The sequence below is a fragment of the Streptomyces sp. NBC_01485 genome, from assembly GCF_036227125.1.
In the GTDB taxonomy this organism is placed as follows: domain Bacteria; phylum Actinomycetota; class Actinomycetes; order Streptomycetales; family Streptomycetaceae; genus Streptomyces.
The window spans coordinates 1418609-1438326 of record NZ_CP109435.1 but is presented as its reverse complement, the minus strand read 5'-3'; the positions used below and the strand labels follow the sequence as shown (position 1 = coordinate 1438326).

The following is a 19718-nucleotide window of genomic DNA, read 5'->3' as shown; positions in this document are numbered from 1 at the left end:
CGACGATGTGCGGCATGCCGCAGCAGCCCCCCGTTCGGAGCACACCCGCGCGCGCGTCGCGCCCGGACGCGTCCATGTCGCTGCTCACCAACGTCATGGACCACAGCCTCGACGACGGGTATGCCGAGGCCGCCGCCCGCAAGCAGGCCGAAGGCAAGGGCGGGCTGCCCAAGACGGTGCGGGCGAAGCTCGGTCTCGCCGGAGGGCTGGTGCTCGCGGCCCTCGTGGTCACCGTCGGTGCGGCGCAGGCGCGGGTGGCGGCGCCGGTCGTCGCCAAGGAGCGCGAGGAGCTGATCGACCGCATCGACAGCGAGACCGAGGCGGCCGACGAGCTCGAGAGCGCCGTCGACAAGCTGCGCGACGACGTGAGCGCCCGGCAGAAGGAGGCGCTCAAGCAGAGCGGCGGCAGCGACCAGGCGGACCTGGTGGGCATCCTGTCGGGTGCCGTCGAGGTGCACGGCCCAGGCGTCAAACTGGTGGTGGACGACGCCAAGGAGGCCACCACGGGCGGTGACGGCGACCCGCGCGAGACCTCTGGCTTCTCCGACACCGGGCGGGTCCGGGACCGTGACATGCAGCGCGTGGTCAACGGACTGTGGGCGTCGGGTGCCGAGGCCGTCTCGATCAACGGACAACGGCTGACGGCGCTGTCGGCGATCAGGGCCGCGGGGGACGCGATACTGGTCGACAACAAGCCGCTGGTGCCGCCGTACACGGTGCTCGCGGTGGGGGACGGGAAAAACCTCAGCACCCGGTTCCAGAACGGCGCCGACGGGCTGTATCTGAACGCCCTGCAGGAGAACTACGGCATCCGGACGGCCATCTCCGTGGTGGACGACGTCCGGCTGCCCGCCGCACCGAGTGTGATCGTACGTACAGCACAGCCGAGAACTGAGAAGGACGCATCGTGATCGCCGTACTGGGCCTCGTCGTGGGAGTCGTGGCGGGCCTGTTGGTCCAGCCGGAGATTCCGGCAGCCGTCGTGCCTTATCTGCCGATCGCCGTGGTGGCGGCGCTGGATGCCGTGTTCGGCGGGCTGCGGGCCATGCTCGACGGCATCTTCGACGACAAGGTGTTCGTGGTGTCGTTCCTGTCGAACGTGGTGGTGGCCGCTCTGATCGTGTTCCTGGGTGACGAGTTGGGCGTGGGGTCGCAGCTGTCCACGGGTGTGGTGGTCGTCCTCGGTATCCGGATCTTCTCCAACGCCGCGGCGATCCGTCGGCACGTCTTCCGGGCGTGAGGCCGATGAGCGACCAGGATGAGGCGCCCGAGAACAGGCCGCGCAAGGAGTTGCCCGAGGAGGTCCCCGTGACGTCGTCCGTGGACGACGCGGCCGAGGAGCCTGCCGCGCCCGTGCTGACCGGCCGGCAGCGGCTGGTGCAGGGGCTCTGGCCGCCGCGCGTGTCGCGGGCCCAACTCATCGTGGCCCTGCTGCTGTTCGGTCTCGGCTTCGGCCTGGCCGTCCAGGTCGCTTCCAACAGCGACAGCGGAAACGCCCTGCGCGGCGCACGTCAGGAGGATCTTGTGCGCATCCTCGATGAACTGGACGACCGCAGTCAGCGTCTTGAGGACGAGAAGCAGGGCCTCGAGAAGCAGCAGCAGGAGCTGGAGAACAGCTCCGACCAGGCCGAGGAGGCCCGTAAGCAGACGGTCGAGAAGGAGAAGCAGCTCGGCATTCTGGCGGGCACGGTGGCTGCGCAGGGGCCCGGCATCACGATGACCATCGGGGACACGAAGGGGACGGTCAAGGCGGACATGCTGCTCGACGCGATCCAGGAGCTGCGCGCGGCCGGGGCCGAGGCGATCCAGGTGAACGGTGTGCGGGTCGTCGCCGGCACGTACCTGACGGATTCCGGCAAGAGCGTGAGCGTCGACGGGAACAAGATCAACGCGCCCTTTCGTTTCAAGGTCATCGGTAACCCGCAGGACCTCGAGCCGGCGCTGAACATCCCTGGAGGCGTGGTGCAGAATCTCGAGAAGGAGCAGGCCACCGTGACCGTCGAGCGGTCGGACAAGATCGTTGTGGACGCCTTGCGAGCGGCGAAGCAGCCTGACTACGCTCGGTCGTCGACGCAGTGAACCGGGGGTGCATGGGGGGCGTCAGGCAGGGGCATGAGGTTGCGGGGGGTCGACGCACCGATCGGGTGGTGCGTGGTGGAAACTGTCTGGTGGACATGGACGTTGTGAAGGTGTCCGGGTCGGCCGGTGTATTCAGTCAGGGTTCGTCCTGCCCCACGGGCGGGTCTGTTTCGGTCAAGGGGAATCGCCCGTGAAGTTGTTTGCGAAGTTGTTCGGCAAGAGCGCGCGAGAGGGCAGCGACAACGCGACCGCTCGCCATCGCGCACAGCCCGACGCAGAGGGTCAGCGGCCGCTGTTCAGGGACCAGGTGGACGGTCCGGGCGGCGATGTTTCCGGAGGCCAGGGTGCGGCGTCGGTTGACCCTGCGCAGTCCGGCGGCATAGGTTTCGGCCAACCGTCAACCTCAAGTACGGGTGGAGGGTTTTCCCCTATGTCGGCCCTGGTGTGTACGAGGTGCGGTAACCGCAACGCGGAGAACAGCCGCTTCTGCTCCAACTGCGGCGCGCCGCTGCGCCCCGGTCTGACGCCCGAGCGTGCGTCGGAGACGACCTCAACCATCTCCATCTCCGGTCTCGAGGCCTACGACGCCGAGGTCACCGGCCAGACGCAGTTGCCCGCGCTCTCTCCCGAGGCGCAGGCCGCGGTCGACGCGCTGCCGCTGGGTTCCGCGTTGCTGGTCGTGCGCCGCGGTCCGAACTCGGGCAGCCGCTTCCTGCTGGACGGCGACCTGACCACGGCCGGCCGTCACCCGCAGAGCGACATCTTCCTCGACGACGTGACGGTCTCGCGTCGCCACGTGGAGTTCCGGCGCAACCCGGACGGCACGTTCACGGTGGCGGACGTCGGCAGTCTGAACGGCACGTACGTCAACCGGGAGCGGATCGACGAGGTCGCTCTGTCGAACGGTGACGAGGTGCAGATCGGCAAGTACCGGCTGGTCTTCTACGCGAGCCAGCGGGGCTACTGACCCTCCCCCGGGCGCCGTCCGGGGGGACCCCCAGGGAAGGTCCATGCTTCGAACACCGAGGGGCGGTGCCGGACACGGCACCGCCGCCGCGGACGGTGGTCCGATGAGCATCGGCACCGTGCTGAACGCGCTGCGCGACGAGTTCCCCGAAGTCACCATCTCCAAGATCCGTTTCCTGGAGTCGGAGGGGCTCATCGAGCCGCAGCGGACCCCTTCGGGGTATCGCAAGTTCAGCGCGGAGGACGTCGAGCGCCTCGGCCACGTACTGAGGATGCAGCGGGACCACTACCTGCCGCTCAAGGTCATCCGCGAGCATCTGGACGCCATGGAGCGCGGCGAGGCCGCGCCGTTGCCGACCGTGGGCCGGCAGCGGGACGGTGAGGCCGTGTTGGAGGTCTCCGACACGCCCACCGTCGCCCGGATCGGCCGGTCCGAGCTGCTGGCGGCCGCGGGGATCGGGGAGCCGGAACTCGTGGAGTGGGAGTCGTACGGGCTCGTCGTGCCGTTGGAGGACGGGGTCTATGACGCCGAGGCGGCCACGGTGGCCGCACTCGTGGCCGAGCTGGGCAGGTTCGGGATCGAGCCTCGGCATCTGCGGGTGATGAAGGCCGCGGCCGACCGTGAGGCCGGGCTCGTGGACCAGGTGGTGGCCCCCCTCAGGCGGCACCGCAATCCGCAGACCAGGGCCCATGCGGAGGCCCGTACGAAGGAGCTCGCGGGGCTCACGGTCGCGCTGCACGCGGCGTTGGTGCAGACGGCGCTCGGGGTACGGCTGCCCTGAGCGGGGTGTTTCGCCCTCGGCGGATCGGTCGCCCGTTCCCGGCCCGACTACCCAAACGTCCCGGGCACGGCCTAGGGTTGCTGTGTGAACGAGCTCGATGTCGTAGGTGTCCGGGTCGAGATGCCCTCCAACCAACCGATCGTGCTGCTGCGAGAAGTGGGAGGCGACCGTTACCTCCCCATCTGGATCGGACCGGGGGAGGCGACGGCGATCGCCTTCGCCCAGCAGGGCATGGCCCCCGCGCGGCCGCTGACTCACGACCTGTTCAAGGACGTGCTGGAGGCCGTCGGCCAGGAGCTCAGCGAAGTGCGCATCACGGATCTGCGGGAGGGCGTCTTCTACGCGGAGCTGGTCTTCGCCAGCGGGGTCGAGGTGAGCGCGCGGCCGTCCGACGCCATAGCGCTGGCGCTGCGCACCGGGACGCCGATCTACGGCAGTGACACGGTGCTCGACGACGCGGGGATCGCCATCCCGGACGAGCAGGAGGACGAGGTGGAGAAGTTCCGCGAGTTCCTCGACCAGATCTCGCCCGAGGACTTCGGCACCAGCAACCAATAGTTGGTACCTGCGCGTGACGTGGGCGTCCTGTAGGGGGCGCCCGTACAGGACACGGCAAATGCCAGCGGCGAGTGAGAGCGTCCTACGGCTACTTCTCAGCGCATTCGGCTAGCCTTTCCCCGCGGTGAGGTGCGGGAAACCACTCCTAGGGTGATTATCACTCGGCGTGCCGAGTGTGGCGATCGTTGACGCACCCCTGGTGACTGCCTACCGTCGAGAAGGCAGGTCAAGGACGGAGGTCGGCGTGAGAAGCAGCGGCGACGGTACGGCTGGGGGTGCCCCCGGACTCGGTGTCGGGGGGAGCGGTCCGTACCCTCCCCCAAGCTCTCAGCTGCGGTCGGGCAGGGGGTATCCCCCGCACGGCAGCGCGGCCGATCAGGCTCCGCATCGACCGGCGGCCGTGCCGAGCAGCGGAGGGGCGACGTCCATGGCGTCCGAGCAGATCGGTTATCGCGGCCCGACGGCCTGTGCGGCCGCGGGCATCACCTATCGGCAACTGGACTACTGGGCGCGCACCGGGCTCGTCGAGCCGAGTGTGCGCCCCGCCCACGGGTCGGGTACGCAGCGGCTGTACAGCTTCCGGGACGTTGTCGTCCTGAAGATCGTCAAGCGGTTCCTCGACACCGGTGTGTCGCTGCAGAACATCCGCAGCGCCGTGCAGCATCTGCGGGAGCGCGGGTTCAGCGACCTGGAGCGCATGACGCTGATGAGCGACGGCGCCACGGTCTACGAGTGCACCTCGCCGGACGAGGTCCACGCGCTGCTCCAGGGCGGTCAGGGCATCTTCGGGATCGCCGTGGGCGTGGTGTGGCGCGACGTCGAGAGCGCGCTGTCGCAACTGCACGGGGAACGGGTCGACACCGGTGAGACGCTCGTCGGGCACAACCCGGCGGACGAGCTGGCGCGGCGGCGCAACCGGGCGGTCTGAGGCTCCTCGCAGGGCGCGAGGGGCGGCTGCGGACCTCATTGTCAGTGGTGTGGTGCAGCATCGGACATGTGAGAAACGCGCCCACGATCCTGCATCTCGACATGGATGCCTTCTTCGCGCAGGCGGAGCAGGCGTCGAAGCCGAGTCTGCGCGGGAAGGCCGTGGTCGTGGGCGGTCTGGGGCCCCGTGGAGTGGTCGCGACCGCCTCCTACGAGGCGCGGGCCTTCGGGGTGCACTCGGCGATGCCCATGGCCCAGGCGCGCAGGCTGGCTCCGAACGCCGCCTATCTCGTCCCGCGCTTCGCTTTCTACCGGTCGATCAGCGAGCAGGTCATGGGGCTGCTGGGGGAACTGTCGCCGCTGGTGGAGCCGCTGAGTCTGGACGAGGCCTTCGTGGACCTGGAGGCCGGGGAAGCAGCGTGGGACGGCGAGTCGGCGCGGCTGGCCGGCGTCAGACTGCGCGCGGACATACGGGCCGTCACCGGGCTCACGGGTTCGGTGGGCCTGGCCTCCTGCAAGATGCTCGCGAAGATCGCCTCGGAGCAGGCGAAGCCCGACGGCCTGGTGCTCATCGAGCCGGGGACCGAGCGGGCGCTGCTCGGGCCCATGTCGGTGCGGACCCTGCCGGGGGTCGGCCCGGCGACCGGGGACCATCTGAGGCGGGCCGGGATCATCACGGTCGACGAGATCGCCGAGGCCGGTGAGGACGAGTTGGTGCGGCTCCTGGGCAAGGCGCATGGGCACGCCCTGTATGCCATGGCGCTGGCGCGCGACGACCGGCCCGTGGTGGCCGCGCGGGAGACCAAGTCGGTGTCCGTCGAGGACACGTACGACGTGGACATCCACGACCGGGTCCGGGTCGAGCTGGAGGTGCAGCGGCTGGCGGACCGGTGTGTGCGGAGGCTGCGGGGGGCGGGTCTGTCGGGGCGGACCATCGTGCTGAAGGTGCGGCGGTACGACTTCTCCACGCTCACCCGGTCCGAGACCCTGCGCGGGCCCACGGACGATCAGGCGGTGATCCGGGAAGCGGCGGCCCGGTTGCTGGACTCCGTGGACACGACAGGTGGGGTGCGGCTGCTCGGGGTGGGTGTCAGCGGCCTGGCGGACTTCACACAGGAGGACCTGTTCGCGCAGGCGGCGGAGGCTGTGGAGGCGGCGGCGGTGGAGCGGGAGGACGGGCCCGGTGAGGAACTCGCGGACGAGTCTGTCGGCGAGGCGGCGGTGCCGGTGGAGCACGAGTGGCGACCGGGACACGACGTGCGGCATGCCGTGCTCGGCCACGGGTGGGTGCAGGGCAGCGGGTTGGGCCGGGTCACCGTGCGGTTCGAGACGCCAGAGTCGGGGCCGGGACGGGTGCGGACGTTCCGGACCGAGGATCCGGAACTGGAACCGGCGGATCCGCTGCCGCTGGTTCGGCGAAGACCTGAGGAGGGCGGCGAGGCGGCGGTCGGGACGGTCGGGGCGCAGGACGTGGATTCAGGGTCGTCGGCGGCAGGGTCCGGGAACTCTCGGTGAGTCGGATCAGTTACACAGAGTGAAGCGGCTCGAAGTGTGGGGTGAGTCGGAGTGGTGGCGGTGTTCCGTGAGGGCGCCTGTGAGGGATGGGGAGCTGTATGAAACTGCACGGAGGCCGGTTCGCGGATCCGGCCGGGGTGTCGCCGGAGCGTGAGGCCGAGATGCGGCAGGTGGTGGATCGGGTCACTCGGTGGTCCGCGAATCGGAGCGACGTGGTCGGGCTGCTCCTCGTCGGGTCCTGTGCGCGTGGGGTCGCGCGTCCCGACTCGGACGTCGATCTCGTGCTGTTGTCGACGGCCCCTGCCCGCTACGGCGACGACGACGCCTGGACGCGCGAGTTGCCCATGGGGGAGCTGGTCCGCGTCCAGGAGTGGGGGGCCATCACCGAACGGCGGTATGTCACCGCCTCCGGTCTGGAGGTCGAGGTGGGCGTCGGTTCTACCGACTGGGCGCGGACCGGTCCGGTCGACGCGGGCACACGGAGAGTCGTCATGGACGGCGCCCGGCCGCTGTACGACCCTGCCGGGATTCTCGGGGCGCTGATACGGGCCTGTGGCTGAGCTGGATCAGAGGGCCTCAGCTCTCGTCCGTGCCCGCCAGTCGGCCGAAGTCGTGGTCGGGGAGCGGAGGCGGGGCGGCCACGTCGAGGCTGTAGTGGTGGTAGAGCTGGAGTTCCTGCTCCGGGGAGAGGTGGCGGCCCACACCGAAGTCCGGGGCGTCCTTGATCAGGGCCCGGTCGAAGGGGATGTGCAGGGTGCCCTCGACCAGCTCGCTGGGCTCCAGGGGGACGAAGGCGTCGCGGGAGAACAGGCCGGTGCGTATGGCCGCCCACTCCGGCACGCCGGTGGCGTCGTCGAGGTAGACCTCGTCGACGGTGCCGATCTTCGTGCCGTTGCGGTCGAACGCCTTGCGGCCGATCAGGTTGCGCGGATCGATGTCGGTCTGCACGGGCCCTCCACTTGGTCGCAACTCATCCGTAAGCACTACAAAAGAGCACATTGGGACGGGCGGCCACTCGAGAGAGTGACGTTGACCTCGCTGGTACTCTGACAACGGCTGCTGACCCCGTGCGGGAGAGTCCTCCGGACATCACCGGAGGCGCCGAAGGAGCAAATCCTCCCCGGAATCTCTCAGGCCCACGTACCGCACGGACGAGGTCACTCTGGAAAGCAGAGCGGGTTGCCGACGGCGTCGACGGCTCCCGCTCTCACCGACGGTGAAAGCCGGCTGCCCTCGGGCGGCCGGTGAAGCTCTCAGGTTGAGATGACAGAGGGGGAGGCCGTCCGGGTACCCGCGCCGTGGTGACCCTCGAAGGTCGTGTCAGACCAGGAGGCCTCCGTAATGACAGCCCATCGCATTCCACTCTCCGAGCTCGAACAGGGAATCCCCTTCGAGCAGCGCCACATCGGGCCCGACCACGAGGCGCGGGCCAAGATGCTCGCGCAGGTCGGCTACGGCTCCCTCGACGAGCTCACCGCCGCCGCCGTCCCGGATGTGATCAAGAACGCCGACGCGCTGGACCTGCCCGGCGCGCGCACCGAGGCCGAGGTGCTGGCCGAGCTGCGCTCGCTGGCCGATCGCAACCAGGTGCTCGACTCGATGATCGGGCTCGGGTACTACGGGACGTTCACGCCGCCCGTCATCCTGCGCAACGTCATGGAGAACCCGGCCTGGTACACGGCCTACACGCCGTACCAGCCGGAGATCTCGCAGGGCCGGCTCGAGGCGCTGCTGAACTTCCAGACCATGGTCGCCGACCTGACCGGGCTGCCGACCTCGGGCGCTTCGCTGCTCGACGAGGGCACGGCCGCCGCCGAGGCGATGGCGCTGTCCCGGCGGATGGGGAAGAACAAGAAGGGCCTCTTCCTCGTCGACGCGGACGCGCTGCCGCAGACCATCGCCGTGATCGAGACCCGCGCCGAGCCGACCGGCTTGGAGGTCGTCGTCGCCGACCTGAGCGGCGGGATTCCGGCGGAGCTCGCCGAGCGCGAGATCAACGGCGTGCTCGTGCAGTACCCCGGCGCCTCCGGTGCCGTACGCGACCTCAAGCCGCTGATCGACCAGGCGCACGGGCTCGGCGCGCTCGTCACGGTCGCCGCGGACCTGCTCGCGCTGACGCTGCTGAAGTCGCCCGGTGAGCTGGGGGCGGACATCGCGGTCGGGACGACGCAGCGATTCGGGGTGCCGATGGGCTTCGGCGGGCCGCACGCCGGCTACATGGCCGTGCACGAGAAGTTCGCGCGCAGCCTGCCCGGGCGGCTCGTGGGGGTGTCCGTCGACGCTGACGGGCAAAGGGCCTACCGGCTCGCACTGCAGACGCGTGAGCAGCACATCCGGCGCGAGAAGGCCACCAGCAACATCTGCACGGCGCAGGTGCTGCTGGCGGTGATGGCGGGGATGTACGCCGTCTATCACGGGCCGGACGGGCTGCGGGCGATCGCCCTGCGCACGCACCGGTACGCGGCGATCCTCGCCGCCGGGCTCGCGGCCGGCGGCGTCGAGGTCGTGCACGGGTCGTACTTCGACACGCTGACCGTGCGGGTAACGGCGAAGGCCGCCGAGGTCGTCGCCGCGGCGCGGGAGGAGCACGGGGTCAACCTGTACCTCGTCGACGCCGACCAGGTGTCGATCGCCTGCGACGAGACGACCGCCCGGGCTCAGATGGCCGCCGTCTGGGCCGCCTTCGGGGTGGACGGCGACATCGAGTCGCTCGACGCGGCCACCGGCGACTCCCTGCCCGCCGGGCTGCGGCGGTCCGACACCATCCTGACGCACCCCGTCTTCCACCGGCACCGCTCCGAGACCGCGATGCTGCGCTACCTGCGCAGGCTCGCCGACCGGGACTACGCGCTGGACCGGGGCATGATCCCGCTGGGCTCCTGCACCATGAAGCTCAACGCGACCACCGAGATGGAGCCGGTCACCTGGCCCGAGTTCGGGCAGCTGCACCCCTTCGCGCCGGCCGAGCAGGCGGAGGGCTACCTCACGCTCATCCGTGAGCTGGAGGAGCAGCTCGCCGAGGTCACCGGGTACGACAAGGTGTCGCTGCAGCCGAACGCCGGGTCGCAGGGTGAGCTGGCCGGGCTGCTCGCCGTCCGCGGGTACCACCGGGGCAACGGGGACGAGCAGCGGACCGTGTGCCTCATCCCGTCCTCCGCGCACGGCACCAACGCGGCCAGTGCCGTCATGGCGGGCATGAAGGTCGTCGTCGTGAAGACCGCCGAGGACGGCGAGATCGACGTCGAGGACCTGCGGGCGAAGATCGAGCAGCACCGGGACGAGCTGTCGGTGCTGATGATCACCTACCCGTCCACGCACGGGGTGTTCGAGGAGCACGTCGCCGACATCTGCGCCCAGGTGCACGAGGCGGGCGGACAGGTGTACGTCGACGGCGCCAACCTCAACGCGCTCGTCGGGCTCGCCAAGCCGGGGCACTTCGGCGGGGACGTCTCGCACCTGAACCTGCACAAGACGTTCTGCATCCCGCACGGCGGCGGCGGTCCGGGGGTCGGGCCGGTGGCCGTACGGTCGCACCTCGCGCCGTATCTGCCGAACCACCCGCTGCAGCCCGCCGCCGGGCCCGAGACGGGTGTCGGGCCGATCTCGGCCGCGCCCTGGGGGTCCGCGGGGATCCTGCCGATCTCCTGGGCCTATGTGCGGCTCATGGGCGGCGAGGGGCTCAAGCGGGCCACACAGGTGGCGGTGCTCAGCGCCAACTACGTCGCCAAGCGGCTGGAGCCGCACTACCCGGTGCTCTACAACGGGCCGGGCGGGCTGGTCGCGCACGAGTGCATCATCGATCTGCGGCCGCTGACCAAGGCGACCGGGGTGAGCGTCGACGACGTCGCCAAGCGGCTCATCGACTACGGGTTCCACGCGCCGACGATGTCGTTCCCGGTGGCCGGGACGCTGATGATCGAGCCGACCGAGTCCGAGGACCTCATCGAGCTGGACCGTTTCTGCGAGGCGATGATCGCCATCCGCGCGGAGATCGAGAAGGTCGGGGCGGGCGAGTGGCCGGCCGAGGACAACCCGCTCCGGGGCGCCCCGCACACCGCGGCCGCGCTCGGCGGGGAGTGGGAGCACGCGTACACGCGTGAGGAGGCCGTCTTCCCGGCCGGTGTGTCCGCCGCCGACAAGTACTGGCCGCCGGTGCGCCGGATCGACCAGGCCTTCGGCGACCGGAACCTGGTCTGCTCGTGCCCGCCGCTGGACGCGTACGAGGACTGAGTGGGTGGGGGCGCGGGGCCCCGTCCGTCCCGGATGCCGTTGGTGAATTCCGCCTGGGCGGTCCGGGGCCGGGTGAGTCCGTGCCGGAGGTCCGGGTGCTGTCGGCCGCGAATGTGACACTTCCTATCGGGAGTGTCACATTCGCGGAACTGGTACCCGGCCGCCCGTGGATTCGCCGACGGCGTCCCTCCCGGGCGGGGTCCGCCCGCGGGCTACGCCGTCGCCAGGGACACCTCGGTCGCTTTGATCAGCGCGATGACGTCGGAGCCCACGAAGAGGCCGAGGTCGGTGGCCGCGTCCGTGGTGATCACCGCGGTGAGTTCGCCGCCCGGCACGGAGACCTTCACGGAGGCCATGGCCGCGCCGGTGGTGAGTCCGGTGATCGTGCCGGGGAGGCGGTTGCGGATCGAGAGGCCGTCGACCTGGCCGGTGGACAGGGAGACCTCGGTCGACTTGACCAGGGCGCGGACGGCGGTACCCGTGGTGAGGCCGAGTTGGTTCACGGCCTCCAGAGTGATGGCCGCCATGAGGTCCTGGCCGCCGGCCAGGTGGATCCTGACGGTGGCCATGACCTCGCCGGGGTGGACGGCGGTGATGGTGCCGGGGAGCTGATTGCGGATGCTCAGGGTCATGGGCCCCAACGGTAGGGGGACGAGGCGCATATGTCTGGTATGCGTGGTTGTGCGTCGCCGTGAGTGGAGGTGTCCTCAGGGCAGGTCCGAGGCTTTGAGGATTGCCCGGGTGATCGTGTCGTCGATCTCGTGGCGCAGGTGCTCCAGCACGTCGGCGCCTTCGTGCAGGGTGCCGTGCTCCAGGGAGCGGCGTGCGCCCGTGCCCAGGTCGTGCCAGAGCAGCGGGTTGCCCGTGAGGACGCGGGGGTCGAGCTCAAGCCGTCGGGAGCATGGCGAGGACGCCGGTGGAGAGGGTCAGCCACAGCAGGGCGTGGGGGAGGGTGAGGGTCTCGGCGTCCCGGTCGACCAGGAACGTCAGCGTGCAGAAGCCCGGCGCGCAGCTCAGGGCGAGCCGGACGTCGGCGCGCCGGTGGCGCTTGACGGCGGGTACGGCGGTCTGCCGCCTGGCCCTGGCCCTGGCCCTGTCTCAGTTCCAGCCCTTGCATGGGGCCGACTTCTGACGGTGCACCGGCCCAGGCGCCCAGGCGCCCAGGTGGCAGGGGTCAGCCGGTGTGGACGCGGGGGCGGCGGGCGCGGTCGGGTTCTGCCTCGCGCAGGACTTCTCGGGTGACCGGGGCGACCTCGCCCTGGCCGAAGAGGAAGAAGCGCAGGAAGTTGGCGAACGGGTTGCCCTCGGTCCACTCGAAGTAGATGTGCGGGATGCGGCCGGTGGAGTCGCGGGTGTGCAGGAGCAGCGCGGCCAGGGCGTTGGAGATGGAGGAGGACTCCAGGGTCAGGACGCGGTAGCGGTTGTGCAGGACCTCTCCGCGTACGGTCAGGCCGGACTCGAACTCGGAGGGGTCGAGGACCGTGACCTCGACGAAGACGAAGTCCTCCTGTTCCGGCATGTCGTTGTCCTGGCGGATCTGCTCGATCTTGTCGCGGTACTCGGCTTTGTCGCGCTGGTCGGGCTCGTTGGCGATGAACCGGATCTTGCGGCTGGCCATGTCCCGGATGAAACGTTCCGCCATGTCGTCGAGCGTCACGCTGGTCACGCGGAGCTCGAAGGCGCGGGCCAGCCGGGAGAGCAGGGAGACCAGGACGATGCCGGCGATGAAGCAGGCGCCGATCTTCACGCCGTCGGGGCGTTCGAAGACGTTCGCGACGGTGACGTAGAGGAACACCGCCGAGATGACGGCGAAGCCGATCGTCCAGCCCCGCTGGCCGGCCTTGCGGGCGGCGATGGTCACGGCGATCGCGGCGGAGCTGATGAGGACCAGGACGCCGGTGGCGTAGGCACCGCCCTGGGCGTCGACGTCGGCGTCGAAGATCCACGTGACCAGGAAGGCGATCAGGGTGAAGACGATGACCATGGGGCGGACGGCGCGTGCCCAGTGCGGGGCCATGCCGTAGCGGGGCAGGTAGCGGGGCATCAGGTTGAGCAGGCCGGCCATGGCGGAGGCGCCGGCGAACCAGAGGATGGCGATGGTCGAGACGTCGTAGACCGTGCCGAAGGCGTTGCCCAGGTACTCGTGGGACAGGTAGGCGAGGGCGCGGCCGTTGGCCTTGCCGCCGGGCTCGAACTCCTTCTCGGGGATCAGCCAGGTGGTGATGAAGCTGGTGGCGATCAGGAAGACGCTCATGATCAGGGCGGCGGTCGTCAGCAGTTTCTTGGTGTCGCGGATGCGGCCCTTGGGGTGCTCCGCGGTGTCGTCGGGGTCGCCCTGGACGTGGGGCATGACCGCGACGCCGGTTTCGAAGCCGGACAGGCCGAGGGCCAGTTTGGGGAAGACCAGCAGGGAGACGCCGATCATCGCGAAGACGTTGCCGTGCTCGGCGGTCAGGGCGCTGGTCCAGTCGGTGACCACATGGCCCTCGGTGAGCACGTGCCACAGGCCGACGATCACGACGACGACGTTCAGGCCGAGGTAGACGATCACCAGGGCGACGGCGACGCCGATGGCCTCCAGGAAGCCCTTGAGGAACACCGCACCGAGCAGGGCGACGAGGATGAGGGTGATGATCATCTGCTGCCCGTGCAGGGTGCTGGTGAGGTGTGGGTTCTCGACGAGGTGGGTCGAGGCGTCCGCCGCGGACAGGGTGATGGTGATCAGGAAGTCGGTGGCGGCGAAGCCCAGCAGGGTCAGGACGAACAGTTTGCCCTGCCAGAAGGACAGCAGCCGTTCCAGCATCGAGATCGAGCCCTCGCCGTGCGGGCTCTCCTCGGCCACCCGCCGGTAGACCGGCAGGGCGCCGGCCAGCGTGACTATGACGAGCACGACGGTCGCCACGGGGGAGAGCAGGCCGGCCGCGAGGGCGGCGATGCCCGGCTGGTAACCGAGGGTGGAGAAGTAGTCGACGCCGGTCAGGCACATGACCCGGTACCAGCGCTGCCCCTTGTGCTCGGGCTGGGGCGCCGCCTCGGTGCCCGGGGCGGCCGGCTGGCCGTGGCCCTTGCCCATGTCGGACAGGCCCTCCAGCATCCAGGTGCGCAGGCGACCGGAGGGAGGGTGCTCGGTGGTGGCCATCGGCGTGCTCCTGATGTGCGGCTCGGAGACTCAGTGGCAGAGACACCCAGTGGCTCAGTACCTCGGAGACTCGGCGGCTCGGCGTGTGGTTTCGGCCATCACGCGGACGGCGGGATCAGCGTAAGCGGAGAGTGACGCCCGGGCCCACGGATCATGGGCCGGACGGGCGTCAAGCTTCCGTTAAGACTGGTCGCGGGGCAGACGCGCCCGTGTCCTGTCCGGTGTCGCGCGGACGGGTTTGTTTCCGGCCGCCGGACGCGCACCGCGCTGCGCTTCGTAAGGTTCGCCGACCAAGTCGAATGTTTCGGCTCTCTTCCGGGCCCCTTCGGGGCCTGTTCCGTGAACGGGCCCTTGGATTCCCTGTGTTCAAGGGGTTGCCACCCGTCGGAGGGTGTCTCTAGGGTGCGGCAGCAGCGAAGCTTTCTGAATTTGGTTCGAAACTTTCGATCAATCAAGGAGCGCATGATGGGCGACCCGGCATTCTCCCGCCGCGGCTTCCTGGCGGCCTCCGCCGCGGCCGGTCTGAGCATGACGGCACTGAGCGCCTGCGGCGGCGACTCGGACGGGGGGTCGTCGGGGACGACCACGATCGAGTGGTGGAACATCTCCACCACCCAGCCGGCCAAGGGCGTCTGGGCCGGTCTGGCCAAGCAGTTCGAGGCCCAGAACCCCAACGTGAAGATCAAGATCGTTCAGTTGGAGAACGACGCCTACAAGTCGAAGATGACGGCGCTGACCGCCTCGGGCAAGCTCCCGGACATCTTCCACACCTGGGGCGGCGGTGTCCTGAAGCAGCAGGTCGACGCCGGGCTCGTCGAGGACCTCACGGACCGGACGAAGGACTGGGGGGAGAGCCTGCTGTCGGTCGCCCGCGAGCCGTATCTGCTGGACGACAAGGTGTACGGCGTCCCGTTCGACATCGGCATGATCGGGTTCTGGTACAACAAGGCGCTCTTCAAGCAGGCCGGTGTCAGCGCGCCGCCCACCACCTGGAGCGGCTTCCTCGACGCCGTGCGCAAGCTGAAGGCAGCCAAGATCACCCCGCTCGCCCTGGCCGGCAAGGAGAAGTGGCCCGGCATGTACTACTGGGCGTACCTGGCGATGCGCACCGCCGGCATCGACGCCCTGCAGAAGGCCGGGGACGCCAAGGACTTCACCGGGGACGGGTTCGTCCAGGCCGGGCAGCACCTCCAGGACCTCGTCGACCTGCAGCCGTTCCAGAAGGGCTTCCTCGGCGCCGCCTACAACAGCCCCACCGGCCAGGCGGCCACCGTGGGCAACGGCAAGGCGGCGATGGAACTCATGGGCCAGTGGGCGCCGGCGGTGGAGGCCGACGCGGGCAAGGGGCTCGGCGCGGACCTCGGGTTCTTCCCGTTCCCGGCGGTCGACGGCGGCAAGGGCGTGATCACCGAGGTGTTCGGCGGAGGCGGCGGGCACGCCCTGCGCAAGGGCGCCCCGCAGGCGGCCGTCGACTTCCTGAAGTTCTTCGCCTCGGCCGCCACGGACACCGAACTGGTCAAGAAGACCGGGGTGCTGCCCGTCGTCCCGGCCGCCGAGAGCGCCATCACCGACCCCAACATCAAGGCTGTACAGGCCCAGTTGAAGGCCGCCACCGGCTTCCAGCTCTACCTCGACCAGGCGTACGCGCCCGCCCTCGGCCAGGAGGTCAACGACAGCGTCGCCGCCCTCATCGCCGGGTCCAAGTCGCCCCAGCAGGTCACCGAGTCGATCACCAAGGTCGCCAAGGAAGAGCAGTAGCAGGCGATGACCTCCACCTTCCTCCCGGACAAGCGCCGCGGCCCCGACGTCGACCTCCCGCCCCCGGCCGCAGGCCCGGACCGGGGCCGGGCGCGGCGGCGGGCGCTGCACTGGCTCACCGCCGTCGGCTTCCAGGTGCCCGCGCTGGTGCTGTTCGGCACGCTCGTGCTGCTGCCGATGCTGTTCGCGCTGTACGCCTCGCTCTTCCGCTGGGGCGGCTTCGGCATGCCCGAGGACTACATCGGCGGCGACAACTTCACCCGGCTCTTCCAGGACCCGGTGTTCCTGGGCGACCTGTGGCGCTGCCTGCTCCTGGTCGGGCTCTCGCTCGTCCTGCAACTGCCGTTCGCGCTCGCCCTCGCGGTCGCGCTCAACCAGAAGATCCGCGGCCGGGCCGTGTACCGGATGCTGTTCTTCGCGCCGTACATCCTCTCCGAGGCGATCACCGGCGTCCTGTTCAGCATGATCTTCGCCCCGGACGACGGTCTCGCCGACCATGTCCTGGGCGCGGTCGGGCTGGACGGGGTGGGCGGGCAGTGGTTCGCCGACCCGTCCACCGTCATGGCCACCCTGTTCCTGGTCATGACGTGGAAGTACTTCGGCTTCCACATGATGCTCTACCTGGCCGGACTCCAGTCCATCCCGGCCGAGTTGACCGAGGCGGCCCTGATCGACGGCGCCGGGCCCTGGCAGCGGTTCCGCAACATCACCCTGCCGCTGCTCGCGCCGACCCTGCGGATCAGCGTCTTCCTGTCGGTCATCGGCTCGATCCAGCTCTTCGACCTGGTGTGGGTGGTCACCGCGGGCGGTCCCGACCACCACTCCGAGACGATGGCCGTGACCATGTTCCAGTACGGCTTCAAGCGGTACCAGGTCGGCTACGCGAGCGCGATCAGCGTGGCCATGTTCGGCATCAGCCTCGTCTTCGCCCTCGCCTACCAGCGGTTCGTGCTGCGCCGCGATCTTCAGGGCGCCACCACGACCATGCGAGGAGGCGGCGGCTCGTGAGCGTCGTCAAGACGGGCCGGAGCGTCCGCAAGACAGGTACGACGAGTGCGACGGGTACGACAGGCAGGAGCCGGCGGGTCGGGCGCAGCCTTCCGCTGCATCTCGTCCTCGTCGCCGTCGGCGCGCTGATGGCCGTACCCCTGGTCTACGCCGTGCTGTCCGGCTTCAAGTCCACCGACCAGCTCTCCCGCAACCCCATCGGGCTGCCCGACCCCTGGGTCGTCTCCAACTACACGGACATCCTCGGCTCCGGTTCGTTCTGGCAGCTCGTCGGCAGCAGCACACTGATCGCGGTCGGGACGACCGTGGTGGTCGTCGCGGTGTCCGCGCTCGCCGCGTTCTCCTTCGCCCGGTTCGCCTTCCGCGGGCGGGAGATGCTGTTCACCCTGTTCACGATGGGGCTGATGTTCCCCTTCGCGGTGGCGGCGCTGCCGCTGTTCCTGCTGCTGCGCTCCATGAACCTGCTGGACAACCCGCTCGGCGTGATCCTGCCGCAGGCCGCGTTCGGGCTGCCGATGACCATCGTCATCCTGCGCGGCTTCTTCCGGGAGATCCCGGCCGAGCTGGAGGAGGCGGCCACCCTCGACGGCTGCGGGCCGCTCGGCTTCTTCTGGCGGATCCTGCTGCCGATGGCCCGGCCCGCCCTCGGCACGGTCTCCGTCCTCGCCGTGGTCGGGAGCTGGAACAACTTCTTCCTGCCGCTGCTGGTCTTCAACGAGCCCACCTGGTGGACCATCCCGATCGGCGTCCAGCAGTTCCAGGGCCAGTACTCCGCGGAGTACGCGCGCGTCTTCGCCTACCTCGTCCTCGCCATGGTTCCCGCCCTGGCCTTCTACTCCGTCGCCGAGCGCCAGCTCGTCGGCGGTCTCACCGCCGGCGCCACGAAGGGATGACGCGCGCCCGCGGACGTACGGCACGCCACACCCACCGACCGTGAGGAGTCGCACCATGTCCCGCACGTCCCGCACCCGGCTCAGACTCGTCGGCGCCCTGACCGGGGCGCTCCTGGCGGTCGTCGCCGCCGACCCGGCCGCCCAGGCCCACTGCGACGACCCGCCCACCCTCGCCGACCTCGCGCAGCGCCACGGCCGTTACTTCGGCAGCGCCACCGACAACCCCGAACTCACCGACACCGCCTACACGAAGATCCTCGGCAGCGAGTTCGACATGATCACGCCGGGCAACGGAATGAAGTGGTATGCCACCGAGCCGCAGCAGGGCGTCTTCGACTGGACGGCCGGCGACGCGATCGTGGACCTCGCGCGCGCCCACCACCAGAAGGTCCGCGCCCACACCCTCGTCTGGCACAGCCAACTGCCCGGCTGGCTGACCGGCAAGGAGTGGACGGCCGACGCGCTGCGGGCCGTGCTCAAGAAGCACATCCAGACCGAGGTGCGCCACTACCGGGGCAAGGTCTACTCCTGGGACGTCGTGAACGAGGCGTTCAACGAGGACGGCACCTACCGTGAGACGGTCTTCTACAAGACGCTCGGCCCCGGCTACATCGCCGACGCCCTGCGCTGGGCCCACCAGGCCGACCCGAAGGCGAAGCTCTACCTCAACGACTACAACATCGAGGCCGTCGGCCCGAAGAGCGACGCCTACTACGGCCTGGCCAAGGAACTGAAGGCGCAGGGCGTCCCGCTCGACGGCGTCGGCCTGCAGGCCCATCTCGCCCTGCAGTACGGCTATCCGACGACCCTGGAGGACAACCTCCGCCGCTTCGCCCGGCTCGGCCTGGACACCGCGCTCACCGAGGTCGACGTACGGATGCTGCTGCCCGCGACCGAGGAGAAACTGGCCCAACAGGCCGACTGGTACCGGGACATGACCGAGGCGTGCCTCGCGGTGCGGCGGTGCGTCGGGATCACGATCTGGGATCACAATGTTGGTTAGGGGACTCAGTTGTCTGCTAGTTCATCGACGAGGTCCAGGATGTCGCCGAGGCGTCCCCGCATGCGTTCGACGAGGAAGATGAGGCCGGCAGGGGGGAGTTGTCCGAGGTCTTCGGTGCGGGCGGCTTCGAGGTCGCAGCGCGCGAAGTTGACACGGTCGCGTTGGAGGTTGGTGAGGGCGAGCGCCGGGGTGGGGTCGGACTGCTCGTCGGTCATGGTGCGTCGCCTGTCGTCGTGCGGGTGCGTGGGGGGCGCATGTAATCGTTGGCCTGTGGTTTCTTGTTAGGCAAGACGTCAAGGATCACATCATCCGAACGGGTGTTTTGTCTGCGCTGGTCTTGCGCGCCGCGATGGACCTTGATCTAAAAATGCCTGGTCTGCCGGGCTGACTTAAGATCATCCACGTCAGAGCGTGTGTCGAGTGCTCGACCTCTCCGACGATGACTGGCTCAAAGCCTGCCGCCACGCCATCGGCGACCGCATCCGCACCGAACGCATGCATCAGAACCTGACACAGGAGCGCCTCCACCTCGCGGCGGGCATCAGCCGCTGGAGCCTTCAGGAGATCGAAGCGGGCCGGAACAATCCGACCCTGGAGACGCTGCTCCGTATCGCTCGCGCGCTCGACGTGTCTCTCGCTGATCTTGTCCAGTGAGTGGCCCGCCGCCGGCGGGCGGGGTGACGCTCGGCGGCGGGCCGTGGCCGCGTTTCCCCTCCAGGGGGCGGCCGTCCCGGGGGCCACGCTGCGGTGCGAGGCGGCCGGGAGTTCAGCGGGTGTGGGGTATCACCAGGGTGCGGGGCCGGTTGCATTCCCAGTCGTGGACGTACACGGTCGGGCGGGCGGCGGACGTCGAGTCGGGG

At 69.6% G+C, this 19718-nt stretch carries 19 protein-coding genes and 1 riboswitch; of the genes, 15 read left to right on the top strand and 4 right to left on the bottom strand.

Annotated features, from left to right (window positions below):
• The first annotated feature begins 14 nt into the window (after positions 1-14).
• The 9 genes from OG352_RS06750 (at position 15) to OG352_RS06710 (ending at position 7387) form a co-directional block, all read left to right on the top strand.
• Positions 15-911 (top strand): DUF881 domain-containing protein, encoded by an 897-nt coding sequence (locus OG352_RS06750; protein ID WP_329215378.1) that lies wholly within the window; start codon positions 15-17, stop codon positions 909-911.
• Entirely contained in the window at positions 908-1240 is a 333-nt protein-coding gene (locus tag OG352_RS06745) for a small basic family protein (RefSeq protein ID WP_030798533.1), read from the top strand. Before OG352_RS06750 ends, OG352_RS06745 begins: the two co-directional genes overlap by 4 nt.
• Positions 1241-1245: 5 nt before the next feature.
• Entirely contained in the window at positions 1246-2079 is an 834-nt protein-coding gene (locus OG352_RS06740) for a DUF881 domain-containing protein (protein WP_329215374.1), read from the top strand.
• Positions 2080-2161: 82 nt separating this feature from the next.
• Positions 2162-3046, top strand: coding sequence for an FHA domain-containing protein (locus OG352_RS06735; protein ID WP_329223735.1), 885 nt, complete (start codon positions 2162-2164; stop codon positions 3044-3046).
• A 43-nt stretch (positions 3047-3089) separates the two neighbouring features.
• Complete coding sequence (gene ftsR, locus OG352_RS06730; RefSeq protein WP_329215372.1) at positions 3090-3827, top strand: transcriptional regulator FtsR; 738 nt, start codon at positions 3090-3092, stop codon at positions 3825-3827.
• Between the two features lie 84 nt (positions 3828-3911).
• A complete protein-coding gene (locus tag OG352_RS06725; protein WP_093771173.1) occupies positions 3912-4385 on the top strand; it encodes a bifunctional nuclease family protein in 474 nt (157 codons plus the stop codon).
• Positions 4386-4629: 244 nt separating this feature from the next.
• On the top strand, positions 4630-5313 hold the full coding sequence (locus OG352_RS06720; protein WP_329215369.1) for a MerR family transcriptional regulator: 684 nt from the start codon (positions 4630-4632) through the stop codon (positions 5311-5313).
• Between the two features lie 68 nt (positions 5314-5381).
• Complete coding sequence (locus OG352_RS06715; protein ID WP_329215367.1) at positions 5382-6827, top strand: DNA polymerase IV; 1446 nt, start codon at positions 5382-5384, stop codon at positions 6825-6827.
• A 98-nt stretch (positions 6828-6925) separates the two neighbouring features.
• Complete coding sequence (locus OG352_RS06710; RefSeq protein WP_329215365.1) at positions 6926-7387, top strand: nucleotidyltransferase domain-containing protein; 462 nt, start codon at positions 6926-6928, stop codon at positions 7385-7387.
• A gap of 16 nt (positions 7388-7403) precedes the next feature.
• Here the strand turns inward: OG352_RS06710 and OG352_RS06705 are convergent, their stop codons facing one another.
• Positions 7404-7775: a PRC-barrel domain-containing protein gene (locus OG352_RS06705; protein WP_329215363.1), complete on the bottom strand. Its 372-nt coding sequence runs from the start codon at positions 7773-7775 to the stop codon at positions 7404-7406.
• A 112-nt stretch (positions 7776-7887) separates the two neighbouring features.
• Positions 7888-7983, top strand: a riboswitch (glycine riboswitch).
• A 185-nt stretch (positions 7984-8168) separates the two neighbouring features.
• Here OG352_RS06705 and gcvP point away from each other — a divergent pair.
• Positions 8169-11057 (top strand): aminomethyl-transferring glycine dehydrogenase, encoded by a 2889-nt coding sequence (gene gcvP, locus OG352_RS06700; protein WP_329215361.1) that lies wholly within the window; start codon positions 8169-8171, stop codon positions 11055-11057.
• A gap of 212 nt (positions 11058-11269) precedes the next feature.
• Here the strand turns inward: gcvP and OG352_RS06695 are convergent, their stop codons facing one another.
• Together OG352_RS06695 and OG352_RS06690 are read right to left on the bottom strand one after the other, a co-directional pair.
• A complete protein-coding gene (locus tag OG352_RS06695) occupies positions 11270-11689 on the bottom strand; it encodes a TOBE domain-containing protein (RefSeq protein WP_329215359.1) in 420 nt (139 codons plus the stop codon).
• A 542-nt stretch (positions 11690-12231) separates the two neighbouring features.
• A complete protein-coding gene (locus OG352_RS06690) occupies positions 12232-14196 on the bottom strand; it encodes an APC family permease (RefSeq protein ID WP_329215357.1) in 1965 nt (654 codons plus the stop codon).
• A 465-nt stretch (positions 14197-14661) separates the two neighbouring features.
• On the opposite strand from OG352_RS06690, the gene OG352_RS06685 reads away from it, so the two are divergent.
• The 4 genes from OG352_RS06685 to OG352_RS06670 all read left to right on the top strand — a co-directional run bounded on the left by OG352_RS06685 (position 14662) and on the right by OG352_RS06670 (position 18858).
• On the top strand, positions 14662-15954 hold the full coding sequence (locus OG352_RS06685; protein WP_329215355.1) for an extracellular solute-binding protein: 1293 nt from the start codon (positions 14662-14664) through the stop codon (positions 15952-15954).
• Between the two features lie 6 nt (positions 15955-15960).
• Positions 15961-16962 carry a carbohydrate ABC transporter permease gene (locus tag OG352_RS06680; RefSeq protein ID WP_329215353.1) on the top strand — a complete coding sequence of 334 codons (1002 nt, stop codon included), beginning with the start codon at positions 15961-15963 and terminating at the stop codon, positions 16960-16962.
• 128 nt (positions 16963-17090) lie between these two features.
• Positions 17091-17855, top strand: coding sequence for a carbohydrate ABC transporter permease (locus OG352_RS06675; protein WP_329223734.1), 765 nt, complete (start codon positions 17091-17093; stop codon positions 17853-17855).
• Positions 17856-17910: 55 nt separating this feature from the next.
• A complete protein-coding gene (locus OG352_RS06670) occupies positions 17911-18858 on the top strand; it encodes an endo-1,4-beta-xylanase (protein ID WP_329215351.1) in 948 nt (315 codons plus the stop codon).
• 5 nt (positions 18859-18863) lie between these two features.
• Here the strand turns inward: OG352_RS06670 and OG352_RS06665 are convergent, their stop codons facing one another.
• Complete coding sequence (locus OG352_RS06665; protein ID WP_329215349.1) at positions 18864-19073, bottom strand: hypothetical protein; 210 nt, start codon at positions 19071-19073, stop codon at positions 18864-18866.
• 205 nt (positions 19074-19278) lie between these two features.
• Between OG352_RS06665 and OG352_RS06660 the strand changes: the two genes are divergently transcribed.
• Positions 19279-19512: a helix-turn-helix domain-containing protein gene (locus tag OG352_RS06660; RefSeq protein WP_329215346.1), complete on the top strand. Its 234-nt coding sequence runs from the start codon at positions 19279-19281 to the stop codon at positions 19510-19512.
• Positions 19513-19718: the final 206 nt, after the last annotated feature.

Coding starts and splice junctions, on each gene's coding strand:
- OG352_RS06750 (WP_329215378.1), top strand. CDS start 15: ATGCCGCAGCAGCCCCCCGTTCGGAGCACACCCGCGCGCGCGTCGCGC.
- OG352_RS06695 (WP_329215359.1), bottom strand. CDS start 11,689: ATGACCCTGAGCATCCGCAATCAGCTCCCCGGCACCATCACCGCCGTC.
- OG352_RS06710 (WP_329215365.1), top strand. CDS start 6,926: ATGAAACTGCACGGAGGCCGGTTCGCGGATCCGGCCGGGGTGTCGCCG.
- gcvP (WP_329215361.1), top strand. CDS start 8,169: ATGACAGCCCATCGCATTCCACTCTCCGAGCTCGAACAGGGAATCCCC.
- OG352_RS06670 (WP_329215351.1), top strand. CDS start 17,911: ATGTCCCGCACGTCCCGCACCCGGCTCAGACTCGTCGGCGCCCTGACC.
- OG352_RS06665 (WP_329215349.1), bottom strand. CDS start 19,073: ATGACCGACGAGCAGTCCGACCCCACCCCGGCGCTCGCCCTCACCAAC.
- OG352_RS06685 (WP_329215355.1), top strand. CDS start 14,662: ATGGGCGACCCGGCATTCTCCCGCCGCGGCTTCCTGGCGGCCTCCGCC.
- OG352_RS06740 (WP_329215374.1), top strand. CDS start 1,246: ATGAGCGACCAGGATGAGGCGCCCGAGAACAGGCCGCGCAAGGAGTTG.
- OG352_RS06675 (WP_329223734.1), top strand. CDS start 17,091: ATGGCCGTACCCCTGGTCTACGCCGTGCTGTCCGGCTTCAAGTCCACC.
- ftsR (WP_329215372.1), top strand. CDS start 3,090: ATGCTTCGAACACCGAGGGGCGGTGCCGGACACGGCACCGCCGCCGCG.
- OG352_RS06680 (WP_329215353.1), top strand. CDS start 15,961: ATGACCTCCACCTTCCTCCCGGACAAGCGCCGCGGCCCCGACGTCGAC.
- OG352_RS06690 (WP_329215357.1), bottom strand. CDS start 14,196: ATGGCCACCACCGAGCACCCTCCCTCCGGTCGCCTGCGCACCTGGATG.